This window comes from Paraburkholderia antibiotica, from assembly GCF_012927125.1.
Lineage (GTDB): Bacteria > Pseudomonadota > Gammaproteobacteria > Burkholderiales > Burkholderiaceae > Paraburkholderia > Paraburkholderia antibiotica.
On the sequence record NZ_JABBFZ010000008.1, the window covers coordinates 43,708 to 56,706 of the forward strand.

Below are 12,999 nucleotides of genomic sequence, written 5' to 3' on the forward strand. Positions count from 1 at the left end.
CCTCCCACGCGCACGCATGAGACTGACCACCAAAGGCCTGTTGCTGATCGCGATTCCGGCCGTCTTCGAACTCGCGCTGCTGTCCGGCCTCGTGAAGGCGCAGGCCGACGCGACCGAAGCCGAGCGTTGGGCGATGCACAGCGAGGAGGTGTTGCGCCAGAGCGCCGCGATTCTCGAGCCGGTGCTCTCCGAATCGGTGGCGCTGCGCGGCGCGGTGCTCGCGAACAACACGCACTTCACGACGCCGGTCTCGGTCTGGATCGACGTCGACCGGCGCATCGATCAACTGGCCGAGATGGTCGCCGACAATCCCGCGCAGGTCGAGCGCGTAGTCGAGGTGCGTCAGGCGGTGCAGGCTTATCGCCAGTGGTCGGACCGGCTTCAGGATCTGCTGCACGCGGCGCGGCGCGGCGATATCGCCGAGCGGTTTCAGGATCTGGCGCACGCCGACGTGCTCGACCGCTTCCGTTTGCAGGTGAACGCGTTCCAGGCCGAGGAACGTCGCCTCGACGCGCTGCGCTCGAATGCGGCCGCCGCCGCACGCGCGCGGCAACAGTCGCTGATCGTCGCGGCCGCGCTCGGCTCGCTGCTGTTCGTCGCGCTGGCCGTGTGGATGTTCACGCGCGGTGTGCGCGGCCGGCTCGCGCTGCTGTCCGACAACGCAGGGCGGCTCGCCGGCAACGAGCCGCTCGCGCCGCTCAGTGTGGGCCGCGACGAAATCGCCCGGCTCGATCTGACCTTGCACGAAACCAGCCGGCGACTGCTCGAGGCCGATCGTATCGAGGCGCGCTTTCATGCGGATCTGGAGCGCCGCACCGCCGAACTCGCGCGCATCAACGAGACGCTGCGGCAGCAGACCCAGGAAAACGAAATGTTCATCTACAGCGTGTCGCACGATCTGCGCGCGCCGCTCGTGAACCTGCAGGGCTTCTCGAAGGAGCTGATCCGCGCGTGCGACGAACTGCGCGACGCGGTGCGCGCGTCGTCACTGGAAACGGGTACGCGGCAGCGCATCGAGCGGATCGTCGATGAGGACGTCGGCGAGGCGCTGCATTATCTGCAGACCGCGGTGCTGCGCGCGTCGCACATCATCGACGCGCTGCTGCGGCTTTCGCGCGTCGGCCGTGTCGAGTACCGGCGCCAGAAGATCGACGTGCACGACATCGTGCAGCGTGTCGTCGATGCGATGCAGGGCTCGATCCGGGCGCGGCGCGCGCGCGTGAGCGTTGGCGAACTGCCGCTGGTGTGGGGCGATCCGACCGCGCTCGAACAGATCTTCGCGAATCTGATCGGCAACGCGGTCAATTATCTGGACCCGGCGCGCGAAGGCCGGATCCAGATCGGCACGACGCCGGCGCCGCCGGGCGTGCATTCGCTGCGGATCTTTTACGTGCGCGACAACGGTCTGGGCATTCCGGCGGTTGCGTTGCCGCGGCTTTTCAATGCGTTCCAGCGCCTGCACGGCAACACGACGCCCGGCGAGGGCATCGGCCTTGCGCTGGTGCGGCGGATGGTCGAGCGGCACGGCGGTCGGGTGTGGGCGGAATCGAAAGAGGGCGTGGGGACGACGTTTTATCTGTCGCTGCCGGAAGCCGGCGACGGAGCGGGCGCGGGTGAGGCGGCGGCCAGCGCGCTCGCGCGGGCCGATGCGGCCGCTGGGCAATCGCGCGACGCGCGTGGCGGCCCGCAGGCGAAACTCGAAGCGCGCGAGCGGGCTGCCACGGCGATCGCCGCGGAGGCTGGTCCGGCTGCCACTGGCGGGTCGGCCGCGCGGTCCGTCGATACGGAAGGCGGCATCAGTACGCGCTAGGTGCTGGGTGGCGAAGAACGGCCGGTACGGTGCGCAGCATTGCAGCGTTCAAAAGACAGCGTTCAAAAGGCAAGCCGCCGGAGCAGGTTGGTTCAGCCGCCGAAGATACGGCGCGACTTGAGCAGCCTGTGTCCGCGCACCGACCAGTAGCAACTGCAGAGCACCAGTCCGGCGACGCCCGCGAGCGCCGCGATCGAGGTCGGCCGCAAGCGGCCCAGATCGTCGATCATGAACAACCCATGCGCGACGATCAGCAAGGCTGCCCATAGCGCGCAGGCTGCCTGCATCAGCAGACGCGTGCCCGCCATATGCCGCACGCGGTCGTTACGCGACCAGGCAGAGCGCCGGCGCGCACAGAGAAAGGCGATCGCCATCAGCAGGATGGCGAGGGTAACGATCCAGTCGGTCAGTTTCATCGAAACGGTACTCCCCAAAGCAGTCGCGACTATAGGGAAGCGTTTCGGCTGAGACTATCGGACTACTCCCAAATGTTGGGGGGGCGGCGAGTCCTGACTTTCACACGCGACGACTTTCGCGCTCACTGCCCGTACTCGATGGGCGTTGCCGCAATCGCCCAGTGCTCGATCTCAGTGCTCGATCCGCGTGCCGAGCAGCACGAGGAACTGCCGCAGCCACTCGGGATGCGCGGGCCACGCGGGCGCGGTGACGAAGTTGGCGTCGGTGATCGCGGCATCGACGGGGATGTCGGCATATTCGCCGCCCGCGAGCTTCACCTCGGGCGCGCAGGCCGGGTACGCGGAGATGCGCTTGCCGCGGATCACGTCGGCGGCGGCGAGCAGTTGCGCGGCGTGGCAGATCGCGGCGATCGGCTTGCCCGCCTCGGCGAACTGCCGCACGAGTTCGATCACCTTCGGATTGAGCCGCAGATACTCGGGCGCGCGGCCGCCGGCGATGCCCAGCGCGTCGTATTGCTGCGGATCGATGTCCTCGAAGGTGGCGTTCAGCGTGAACTGATGGCCTGGCTTCTCGGTATAGGTCTGGTCGCCCTCGAAATCGTGGATCGCGGTCTTGATGCGCTCGCCGGCCTTCTTGTTCGGGCAGACCGCGTCGACCACATGGCCGACTGCCTGCAGTGCCTGAAACGGCACCATCGTTTCGTAGTCCTCGGCGAAGTCGCCGGTCAGGAACAGGATCTTCTTTGCCGCCATCGTATGCCTCCAGTTGATCGATCGAACCACGGGATGCTGACAGGTGCTCATGCGTCATGCCCGGCCAGTCTACTCCAGGATGTTTGACAGAACCGCGACCGCTTCGGGTGCAATGGAAGCGGTTTCACCGCGCATCGGCGGTATGATGGGCGCGTCTTCGTTTTACACGAGCCGCCCGGCGCGGTTCCTACTCACCATGATTTCATCTCTTTACTGTTCGTTGCTGCGTCGCGCGGCGGTCGTGATTTGCGTGTTCGGCGCGCTGGCCGCGTGCCAGAAGAACGACGCGTCGGCCGGTCAGGCCGCCAGCAAGCTCAACGACGCGGCTCAACTCGCCGGCCAGAAGCTCGATCAGGCGGCAAGCTACGTCGGCCAGCAGGTCGACGCGACCCAATCCGCCGCGCAGCAGAATCTCGACTCGGCCTCCGCGCCGTCGATCAAAATCGATCCGTCGGCGCTCGCGTCGAGTGCCCAGGCCAATTTGCAGAACGCCGCGAGCGCGGCCAACGCGCAGCTCGGCAAGGCCGCGTCGATTACCGGCCAGGGCCTCGAAGTGGCGGGGCGCAAGCTGCAGGCGTGGTCGGCACAGAACGCGGGGGCGTCGGCTTCGTCGAGCGCATCGAGCGATTCCGCCGACGCACAGAAGCAGATGGACAAATGACGGGCGCGCGAGACCGATTCGCTGTACGCGGTTTGACGGTGCCGGAAAATGTAATTATCATGGTTACATATTGTCGTCGCCGGATGGGTGCGCTGTGAACACGAGTAGCCGGTTTGCCTTTGCCGTGCACGTGCTCGCGTTGCTGTCGCTGCAGGGTGGTGTGCCGTTGTCGTCGGAGATGATCGCGGGCAGCGTGAATACGAATCCCGTGCTGATCCGCCGGCTGCTGGCGATGCTCGCCGACGCGGGGCTCACCACCTCGCAGATGGGCGCGGGCGGCGGTGCGCTGCTGGCGCGGCGGCCCGAGCAGATCACGTTGCTCGACGTGTATCGCGCGGTGGACGATGCGCAGCTGTTCGCGCTGCATCGCGAGGAGCCGAATCCGGCGTGTATGGTCGGACGCAATATCCAGGGCGTGCTGCGGGGTATCGTCGACGAAGCGCAGCGGGCAATGGAAGCATCGCTCGCCGCGCGCACGCTCGCCGACGCGACCGCCGACGTGGTGCGCGCGGAGAAGCAGCGGGAGCGCAAGCGTCGGGTGTGAGCGGCGGCCATGAGCCGGCACGAACGGCGAGCCGCCGGGCGAAACCGGCAGGCGACGGCAGTACAGAAAAGCGGTATCGCGGCGCGCATGTCGAGCAGGGATTGGCGACATGCGCGACCTGCGCGACGGTAGCAACGAACGGGGTGGATGCCCCGCTTTTTTTCTCTTTATATGTAACTTTTGTGATTGCATATGTCGTTGACAGGAGCAGGATGAAATGAGCACACAACTGAAGATCGCCTTGTTTGGCGCGACCGGCATGATCGGTTCGCGGATTGCCGCGGAAGCGGCGCGTCGCGGGCATCGGGTGACGGCGCTGGTGCGCGATCCGGCGCGCGTGCCGGGCGACGTCGCGAATCTGCAGGCCGCGCAGGCGGACCTGCTCGATGCCGCAAGCGTCGGCGCGGCGGTGCGCGGCCATGACGTGGTCGCGAGCGCGTATGCACCGCCGCAAGGCGATCTCGCCACACTGACCCGCGCGACCCGGGCGCTCGTCGAAGGTGTGCGCGCGGCGGGGCTCAAGCGTCTCGTCGTGGTGGGCGGCGCGGGCTCGCTCGAAGTCGCGCCGGGCAAGCAACTGGTCGACACCGACGGTTTCCCGGACGCGTACAAGGGCATTGCGCTCGCGCATCGCGACGCATTCGACTACTACCACGGCGTCAGCGATCTCGACTGGACCTTCTTCGCGCCGGCCGCGCTGATCGCGCCGGGCGAGCGCACCGGCAAGTTCCGCACCGGCGCGAACGCGCTGATCGCCGATGCCGACGGCAATAGCCGCATCTCCGCGGAAGACTATGCGGTGGCGTTCGTCGACGAACTGGAGCAGGGCCGTTTCGTGCGGCAGATCGCGACGGTCGCGTATTGAGCGTGGGCTGATGGCGGGTGGGCCTACCGCGCCGACGCACACGCGTCGCGACCGGCGCAAGCCCACTAACATTCGGTTACGCATGTCCGGGCGCGCCGGACAAAACTGCGGCTACACTGGCGTCTGCCGTTTTCTCACGGATTGCCATGCAGTCATGCCCATCGCGGCGTGAGTCCGAGGCTGCACCGTCCGACGGCGGGCAGCAGCCGGCGACTCGCGCCATTCCCCATTTTTCCTCCGACCCCATCGCACGCTGGACGCATCGTCGTGGCGCGCCCGCGCGCGGCCAGGCCGGCATCCGCGTCTGGCTCGCTACGCTGTGGTGCGCGGCGCTGTTATGCATCGGCGTGTTCGGCGGGTTGCCGCGCACGGCCGCCGCCGCGCCGGCGAGCGCGCCCGCGGCGAGCCCGGCGGTCGGCACCGGCACGCCGGTGATTCCGGCATTGCAGAGTCTGATCAATAGCGCGACCGTCACGGCGACGCCCCCACCGGCGGCCTCCGGCGCTTCGGCGGCCGAGGCGGCGTCGGCGCCGTCGCCCGCGAGCCAGGCGGAGCTCGCGCGTTCGCTCGACAGCGTGATCGCCACGCTCGACAACGATCGCCAGCGCACCGCGCTCGTCAACCAGCTGAAGAAACTGCGCGACGTTTCGCAGAACGCCGCGCAGACCGTCGGCCCGGCCGCGCCCGCGCAGCCGAGTCCGGGCCTGCTCGGCGCGATCGCGTCGGGCATCGCGTCGTTCGAAGCCGACGTGCACCAGGGCCGCACGCCGGTGCGCTACTGGAGCGGCCGCCTGAACGCGGCCGCCAACGAGCTGTACACGATCGTCTCGGGGCAGGGCCGCGAAAGCCTCGGCACCATCCTGCTGTCGATGCTCGCGATGCTGGCCGGCTGGGGCGCGTGCGCCGGCGCGCTGATCTACCTGCAGCAGCGGCTGTACCGGCGGCTGGGCGTCGAGATCAGGCTGCAGCCGAATCCCACCACGCGCGAGCTGCTGATCTTCGCGCTGCGCCGCGTCGGTCCGTGGATCATCGCGTTCGTCGCGGCGCTGCTGTTCGTGCGCGCGATGCCCGATGCGCTCGGCCGCACGCTCGGCATGGTGGTCGCGTATGCGATCGTCGCGGGCGCGGTGTTTTCGGCGATCTGCCTGATCATGTTTTCGCTGTTCGGCTCGGGGCATCGGCGCGTCGCGGTGCGTCTGCTGATCGATCACGCGCGGCGCGTGCTGTTCGTGATCGGCGTGTGCGGCGCGCTCGGCGATGCCGCCGTCAACTACGACGTCGCGCATCAGCTCGGCTCGAATCTCGCCGCGCTGATTTCGACTGCGGCCAACATGACGGCCGCGGTGCTGACCGGCTATTTCGCGCTCGCGTTCCGGCGCCCGGTCGCGCATCTGATCCGCAACCGCTCCTACGAGCAGCGCAACGATCACAAGGCCGCCACCGATGCGTTCGACGTGCTCGCCGCGCTATGGCACGTGCCGGTGCTGGTGCTCGCCGCCGCGTCGGTGGTGGCGACGCTCGGCGGCTCGGGGTCGAGCGAGAACGTGCTGCAGATCTCGATCGTCACCGCGCTGCTGCTGGTGCTGGCGTTCTTCCTGTCGGCGATCGTGCTGCGCGTGACGCGCCCGCGCAGTGCGCGCGCGCGTCGTCGCTCGCCGTATCTGACGCGGCTGCTGCGATTTTGCGGCACCTTGCTGACGCTTTTCATCTGGCTGTTCTTCTTCGAATTCGCCGCGCGTTTATGGGGCGTGTCGCTGGCCGCGATGGTCGAGAAAAACGTCGCCGCGCGCGGCATCGCGCATGCGATGACAGCGATCGTCGCGACGTTGTTCATCGCGTGGCTACTGTGGATTCTGGTCGACACCGCGATCACCGAGGCGCTCAATCCGGGCAGTCCGCGCAACAAGTCGCGCAGCCCGAGCATGCGCGCGCGCACGATGCTGCCGCTGGTGCGCAACGTGTTGCTGGTGACGATCATGACGATCGCCGGCATCGTCACCGCCGCGAACCTCGGCATCAACGTGACGCCGCTGCTCGCGGGCGCGGGCGTGATCGGTCTGGCGATCGGCTTCGGCGCGCAGTCGCTCGTGACCGACCTGATCACGGGCCTGTTCATCATCATCGAGGACACGATTTCGGTGGGCGACTGGATCGACGTCGACGGCGGCCATGCGGGCACGGTCGAGCATCTGTCGATCCGCACCGTGCGCCTGCGCGACGGCCAGGGCGCGATCCACGCGATTCCGTTCTCGCAGATCAAGATCGTCAAGAACCTGTCGCGCGATTTCGCGTACGCGGTGTTCGAGGTGCGCATGTCGTTCTCGACCGATGTCGACGAGATCATGCAATTGATCCGCGAAGTCGGTGCCGATCTGATGGCCGACTTCCGCTATCGACGCGAGATGCTCGGGCCCGTCGAGGTGTGGGGGCTCGACCGTTTCGATCCGAACTGGATGGTCGTCAAAGGACAGATCAAGACGCGGCCGCTGCAGCAATGGAGCGTCGCGCGTGCGTTCAATCTGCGGCTCAAGCGCAAGATGGACGAGGCGGGCATCGAGATTCCGGTTGCGCAGATGCGGGTGTACACGTCGTCGAAGGATAGCGAGGGCGAGCCGTTGCGCGACGATGAGATGACCGGTTTCGTGGCGCCGGTGGAGACGAGTGCGGAGAGTCTGGCGGTGCAGGGAGCGCGACGCGAGCAGGGCGGCGCGTATGGCGACGCCGATGAGCGGGCGAGAGGGCATGCGTACGACGAGGGTCGTAGTGGTGCGCATGGCGGCGCGCGCGGAAGATCTCGTGAGAGGACTCACGAGGCGGCGCACGAGAGGGCGCGCGGGAGCTCGTACGAAAGAGCACACGAACCGGTGGACGACGGCGCGCACGAGAGGACTCACGACGTCGCGCACGGAACGACTCATGACGCGACGCGGGACGTAACTCAGGAAGCGACTGACGAAGCGGCCCACGAAACAGCACGCGAGCCGCGCCGGGAGAAGCATCGCCGCGAAAGCGCGCACGAGCATGCGCGACGCGCCACCCGCGAAGCCATGTCCGAGGCGACGCACGAAGCGGACGGGATCGGTCCGTCGTCGCGCGTCGCAACGCCTGTGCCGCTCGCGCCCGCGCGCGACGTGTCGCATGAGCCGCGACCGGCGCCGCCGCCGACCGGCGAGACCGCGCCGATTCCGCCGCAGATTCCAACGGCGGGCGATGCGGGCGGGAAGGGGTGAAGGAAGTGTGTGGGGTGTGCCGCGAGTGTGTGGCGTGCCGCGAGCGCGTACCCGCGTGCCGATGTGCCGCTACATGTCGATGAGGTGAAGCGGGTTTCGCACGAGGTGTATGTGCATGCGAGTACCGCCCGATACGGGCCGGCTTCCCGCTATCAAACCAGCTCCACCGCGTCGGCCACGCGCACGATGTCGTTGACGTGCGTGCCGATTTGCGCGCCTTCGACGCCGTAAATATGCAGCGACACGGCCGGCGCATCGCCGCAGTTGCCCAGCCGATGAATCGCGCCGCGGCCACCGCGCACAAACGACACCGCGCCACGTGCGCGTGCCTGCGAGCGCAGTGCGCTGGCGCTGTGCTGCGCGCCGTCCCATTCGAAGATCGTTTCGCTTAGGCAACCATCGACCACGGCGTAGCCGCACCACGTGTGATGCGCGTGCACCGGACTCGCGTGGCCCGGCTGCCAGACCAGCGCGGCGATCGCGTAACGACCGTGCCGATCGGCGGCGAGCAGGTGCCGACGATAGGTGTCCGGCGCGCCTTCGCGCTGTGCCGGCGCGAGCAGCGCCGGGTCGGCGGCCGCCTCGGCGAGCGCGAGCCGCATGCTGCGCGCGAAGAACGTCGAGTCTGACGGCTCGGGGAATTTCGCGCAGGCTTCGAACATCGCGTCGAGCGTGTCGCACAGACGCTCGATCGGCGTGCGCGGGTGGTCGTCGTCGGGCGTGGGCATAGCGGCTGCCACCGTGCCGGCATGGAATGATGTCGCCTGCGGTGTCGCGTGAGGCAGCAGCAGAGAATCGGGATGATGCTCGAAAGCGGTAGCGCGAAGGTCGTCGCTCATGATCGTGGGGCAGCGTGCCCGCTGCCTGTCGGCTATTTTGGGTATCGATATTTATACCCGTTTGACCGGAGAAAGAGTTTCCATATAATTCCCCCGAGAATCTAAAAAGTAGAATAATTTCCTATCAGGGGTGTCGGTATGGGTATGGATATCATCGACCGGAAGCTGCTCGAGTTGCTGCAGGAGGACGCGACGATGCCGATCGCCGAACTTGCGCAGCGCGTGAACCTGTCGCAGACGCCGTGCTGGAAGCGGCTGCAGCGGCTGAAGGAGGCCGGTGTGATTCGCGCGCAGGTGGCGCTGTGCGATGCGCGCAAGCTCGGCGTCGGCACCACGGTGTTCGTGGCGGTGCGCACCAACCAGCACACCGAGGCGTGGGCTGCCGCCTTTACGCAGGCGGTGCGCGACATTCCGGAAGTGGTCGAGGTCTACCGGATGAGCGGCGAGACCGATTATCTGCTGCGCGTGGTGGTGTCCGACATCGACGACTACGATCGCATCTACAAGCAACTGATCACGACCGTGCCGCTGTACGACGTGAGTTCGAGTTTTGCGATGGAGCAGATCAAATATTCGACGGCGTTGCCGGTGCGCTCCTCGGCGGTGACCTGACACGCGCGGGGGAGGATGGGCGCCAGGCGCACCACTTGCTCACCTCGAAGCGACCGCGCCACGCCCGTTGCCTTGCGCGGGTCTTGCCGGTTGCAAGCCGTGTGCAAGCTCAGTGGGCGTAGAATTCCGCCTTCCCTGACATCCCGCGATGCTTCGCGAACCGAGCCCGCTTCATGAACAAACCGCCGCGCAAGAAGAACCCGACCACCGGCATCGCGATTTTTATCGTGGTGGCGATCCTGCTGGTGATTGCCACGCTGTTCTACAACGCGATCCACGAGAAGGAAGAGTTCGACAAACAGAATGCGCCGGTGTCGTCGGTGACATCGGACGCGGCCGCGGCGGCCAACGCGATGAAGCCGGCAAGCGGCGCCGCGCAGTGATTGCGCGATAAACGTCGATAGTCGCTTATCTCCGCCCAGCGCCGCCCGTAAGTAATTTTCCATAAGCGCCCACGAGCGCCCACGAGCGCCCATAAGCGCCCATAAGCGCCACGAGCCGCGCGGTAAGACGAGACTACCGCGCGTTTCATCCCGTCTCCTGTCGCGCGCCACGCTCCGTCCTTTATTCCTCCGGCAGCCGGATCATGCTCGCGTCCTTGCGAATCTGCGCGGACGCCGCGAGCATCTGCTTGCATTGATGCGCGAGCAGTTTCATGTCGTGTACGGCGTCGGCCGCGTAGTCCGGCGATTTTTCCGTTTCGACCACCATCGCGTCGAGTTCGCGGTTCATCAGCTTGATCTGCTCGCCCTGTTCGGCGGGCAGCGCGGTGCCGGCTTCGGCCGCGCTCAGGTTGTCGCGCACGAGACTGAGCGCGCGTTGCAGCGGCTGTAGCGAGATGTCTTCGACCTGCTGCTGCTGTTGCGCGGACGTGCGCAATAACGGCGCGGCGGCGGTGATCTGCGACGCCAGCACGTGGCTGCGCACCAGCAGGCCGTTCAGCTCGGGCACGAACTTCTGCGCGGACTTCGGCTCCAGCATCATCCGCTGGAACGCCTGGCCGAGATTCGCGAATGCGACGTGGACGTTCTTGCGCGCGAGCCGGTAGCGATAATCGCGATCGAGTGCGGTTGCTGCCGCGGTGGCTGCGGCCGACGCGCCGTTCGCGGGCCGCGCGGTTGGATTGCCGATCGGGGTGGCGTCGGCTGTGCTGCCGCTTGAGGCTGCGTTTGCATTCGCGCCGGCGTCCGCGCCCGGCGGGGCCGCTTCAACCGTGGCATCCGCTGCAGCGCCGACCTGGGCGTCCGTCATCCGGTTCGAGCCGATACCTGCAGCCTGGCCCGCACCTGCACCGGCTCCAGCCAGCGCCGCGCCACCGAAGCCAATCGCCGGATCCACCATCGCCGCGGCCGGCGCGCGCGCACCGGCTTCGGTCACGACCGCGACGACCGCCGCGGCCGGCTTGCCGCTCCACCACCAGCTCGCCTCCAGATACTGCCGCGTGGCCCCGATCATGTTGTTGACGAGCTTGCCCATCAGGCGATATTCCCAGTACGGGAACAGATGGCTCGCCGCGATCGCGATCGCGCAACCGACCACGGTGTCGATCGCGCGCTCGCCGATGATGCGCATGCTGCCCGGCGCGAGCAGATGGAACAGCAGCAATACATACGATGACGTGAACACCACGCTCGCCGTGTAGTTGAACAGCAGCAGGCTGTAGCTCATCACCATCGACGCGAACATCACGATCATCAGGATGTGCGGCTCCTTGACGAACACGATCAGCGCGATGCTCGCCGCGCAGCCGATCAGCGTGCCGATGATCCGCTGCCCGTTGCGCTGCTTGGTCAGCGAATAGCCCGGCTTCAGGATGATGACGGTCGTCATCACGATCCAGTATGCGTTGGTGAGCGGTAGCAGGCGGCCGAGCCAGAAGCCGATGGCCACCGCGATCGTCACGCGCAGCGCGTGGCGAAAGCTCGGCGAGGCCATCGTCAGATTCGAGAAGATCTGCCCGAACGGCACGCGCCGGCTCGATACGAAGCGGCTCAACGCCTGGTCGATGCGCAGTTCGGTTTCGGTCGCGCTCGGCTCGGTCGTGAGGCTGCGGCGCATCTTGTCGATCAGCCGCGTCGAACTCCAGATGCGGCGGAAATTCGACGACACCGCCGAATACGCCTCCGGGTTATGCGTGGGCAGATCCTGCTTGCGCATCAGCTCGATTTCGTATTCGATCGCGCGCAGTTCCGCCTTCACGTTCACGCCCCTGCGCGGCGCCTGGTTCTGCAGCACCGCGAGGCCGATTTCCTCGAGATTCTCGGCGGCCTTGCGGATCAGGTCGCGATAGAACACCAGCAGATCGGAGCCGCCGAAGGTGCTGCGCACGAGCGTGTAATCGGTTTGCGCGCCAACGAACAGTTCGTGCAGATCGACGGTATTGATGAACAGGTTGTACAGCATCGCGCGGCGCGGTTCGAGCTTGCCGCGCTTGAGCCGCGGCAGGTTGCGCAGCACGATGTCGCGCGCGGCGTCCTGGCGTTCGACCGCCGAAATCTGCTTGTCGACGAGATTGCGGTAGCACTCGTCGAGATCGTTGTCGAGGTCGTAGAACGCGGCGCGCGCGAGCAGGTAGTCCGCGCACGCGAACACGCTTTCGGCGAGCGCCTGCTGCTCGATCCGATGCATCATCCAGCGGCTCACGAAGGTCGACCAGTACGTGTACCAGAGTCCGCCGAGCAGGATCCACGACGCGTTGACGAGCGCCTGCTGCGGCGTGAAGTGCTCCTCCAGCGTCATGATCATCATGAACAGCGTGGCGAAGCTGATCTGCGGCCAGCGGTTGCCGTACACGACGATCAGCGACAGCAGGAACGTGAGCGGCACGACCGTGCACCACAGCGCGACCGGGTTGACGGTGGCGAGGCCGGTGGCGAGCGCGGACAGAAAGCCGATCACCGTGCAGGCCAGCATTTCGTTGTGCTTGTACTTCAGCGGCCCGGGCATGTCGACGACGCACGCGCCGAGCGCGCCGGTCGCGATTGTGAAGCCGAGTTCGCGCTCGTGGAACACGATCAGACACAGAAGCACCGGTAACGACACGCCGACCGCGATGCGCAGGCCGCCATAAAAGTACTGGCTGTAGAGGAATTTTCTTATTTCGACCGAATAGCGCATCGACTACCTGGAATCCATTCACCGAGAAAACCGCAGTTGAAAAGGCCGCTCCAAACTGCTGTCGAGTCTAACTGATTTTGCGCGCATTCCAAGCTCGGCCATTCGGCCAGGGTTATGCCCTGGGGGCCGGTTTGTTATGCTGTCGCTTCAAT

Annotated in this window: 11 protein-coding genes; 7 read left to right on the forward strand and 4 right to left on the reverse strand. The window is 66.6% G+C overall.

Going from position 1 to position 12,999, the window contains the following annotated elements:
* Positions 1–16: 16 nt before the first annotated feature.
* On the forward strand, positions 17–1,810 hold the full coding sequence (locus tag HHL14_RS15380; RefSeq protein ID WP_169498471.1) for a sensor histidine kinase: 1,794 nt from the start codon (positions 17–19) through the stop codon (positions 1,808–1,810).
* 92 nt (positions 1,811–1,902) lie between these two features.
* On the opposite strand, the gene HHL14_RS15385 is transcribed toward HHL14_RS15380, so the two are convergent.
* Together HHL14_RS15385 and HHL14_RS15390 are read right to left on the reverse strand one after the other, a co-directional pair.
* Positions 1,903–2,226, reverse strand: coding sequence for a hypothetical protein (locus HHL14_RS15385; RefSeq protein WP_169498472.1), 324 nt, complete (start codon positions 2,224–2,226; stop codon positions 1,903–1,905).
* 171 nt (positions 2,227–2,397) lie between these two features.
* On the reverse strand, positions 2,398–2,979 hold the full coding sequence (locus tag HHL14_RS15390) for a DJ-1/PfpI family protein (RefSeq protein ID WP_169498473.1): 582 nt from the start codon (positions 2,977–2,979) through the stop codon (positions 2,398–2,400).
* Positions 2,980–3,175: 196 nt separating this feature from the next.
* On the opposite strand from HHL14_RS15390, the gene HHL14_RS15395 reads away from it, so the two are divergent.
* The 4 genes from HHL14_RS15395 (at position 3,176) to HHL14_RS15410 (ending at position 8,279) form a co-directional block, all read left to right on the forward strand.
* Positions 3,176–3,640 (forward strand): hypothetical protein, encoded by a 465-nt coding sequence (locus tag HHL14_RS15395; RefSeq protein ID WP_206002349.1) that lies wholly within the window; start codon positions 3,176–3,178, stop codon positions 3,638–3,640.
* Between the two features lie 94 nt (positions 3,641–3,734).
* Entirely contained in the window at positions 3,735–4,184 is a 450-nt protein-coding gene (locus tag HHL14_RS15400; RefSeq protein ID WP_169498474.1) for an Rrf2 family transcriptional regulator, read from the forward strand.
* A 217-nt stretch (positions 4,185–4,401) separates the two neighbouring features.
* Entirely contained in the window at positions 4,402–5,049 is a 648-nt protein-coding gene (locus tag HHL14_RS15405) for an NAD(P)-dependent oxidoreductase (protein ID WP_169498475.1), read from the forward strand.
* Between the two features lie 146 nt (positions 5,050–5,195).
* Positions 5,196–8,279, forward strand: a complete 3,084-nt coding sequence (locus HHL14_RS15410) for a mechanosensitive ion channel family protein (protein ID WP_230413054.1) — start codon at positions 5,196–5,198, stop codon at positions 8,277–8,279.
* A gap of 152 nt (positions 8,280–8,431) precedes the next feature.
* Here the strand turns inward: HHL14_RS15410 and HHL14_RS15415 are convergent, their stop codons facing one another.
* Complete coding sequence (locus HHL14_RS15415) at positions 8,432–9,118, reverse strand: cysteine dioxygenase family protein (protein ID WP_169498476.1); 687 nt, start codon at positions 9,116–9,118, stop codon at positions 8,432–8,434.
* Positions 9,119–9,256: 138 nt separating this feature from the next.
* On the opposite strand from HHL14_RS15415, the gene HHL14_RS15420 reads away from it, so the two are divergent.
* Positions 9,257–9,730, forward strand: a complete 474-nt coding sequence (locus HHL14_RS15420) for an Lrp/AsnC family transcriptional regulator (RefSeq protein ID WP_169498477.1) — start codon at positions 9,257–9,259, stop codon at positions 9,728–9,730.
* Positions 9,731–9,903: 173 nt separating this feature from the next.
* Positions 9,904–10,113 carry a hypothetical protein gene (locus HHL14_RS15425; RefSeq protein ID WP_169498478.1) on the forward strand — a complete coding sequence of 70 codons (210 nt, stop codon included), beginning with the start codon at positions 9,904–9,906 and terminating at the stop codon, positions 10,111–10,113.
* A 181-nt stretch (positions 10,114–10,294) separates the two neighbouring features.
* Here HHL14_RS15425 and HHL14_RS15430 read toward each other — a convergent pair whose 3' ends face one another.
* Positions 10,295–12,847 (reverse strand): FUSC family protein, encoded by a 2,553-nt coding sequence (locus HHL14_RS15430; protein ID WP_169498479.1) that lies wholly within the window; start codon positions 12,845–12,847, stop codon positions 10,295–10,297.
* Between the last annotated feature and the right edge of the window lie 152 nt (positions 12,848–12,999).

Bases quoted from the DNA above. Each gene is read 5' to 3' on its own strand.
- HHL14_RS15380 (WP_169498471.1), top strand. From the start codon at position 17: ATGAGACTGACCACCAAAGGCCTGTTGCTGATCGCGATTCCGGCCGTC.
- HHL14_RS15385 (WP_169498472.1), bottom strand. From the start codon at position 2,226: ATGAAACTGACCGACTGGATCGTTACCCTCGCCATCCTGCTGATGGCG.
- HHL14_RS15390 (WP_169498473.1), bottom strand. From the start codon at position 2,979: ATGGCGGCAAAGAAGATCCTGTTCCTGACCGGCGACTTCGCCGAGGAC.
- HHL14_RS15395 (WP_206002349.1), top strand. From the start codon at position 3,176: ATGATTTCATCTCTTTACTGTTCGTTGCTGCGTCGCGCGGCGGTCGTG.
- HHL14_RS15405 (WP_169498475.1), top strand. From the start codon at position 4,402: ATGAGCACACAACTGAAGATCGCCTTGTTTGGCGCGACCGGCATGATC.
- HHL14_RS15410 (WP_230413054.1), top strand. From the start codon at position 5,196: ATGCAGTCATGCCCATCGCGGCGTGAGTCCGAGGCTGCACCGTCCGAC.
- HHL14_RS15415 (WP_169498476.1), bottom strand. From the start codon at position 9,118: ATGAGCGACGACCTTCGCGCTACCGCTTTCGAGCATCATCCCGATTCT.
- HHL14_RS15420 (WP_169498477.1), top strand. From the start codon at position 9,257: ATGGGTATGGATATCATCGACCGGAAGCTGCTCGAGTTGCTGCAGGAG.
- HHL14_RS15425 (WP_169498478.1), top strand. From the start codon at position 9,904: ATGAACAAACCGCCGCGCAAGAAGAACCCGACCACCGGCATCGCGATT.
- HHL14_RS15430 (WP_169498479.1), bottom strand. From the start codon at position 12,847: ATGCGCTATTCGGTCGAAATAAGAAAATTCCTCTACAGCCAGTACTTT.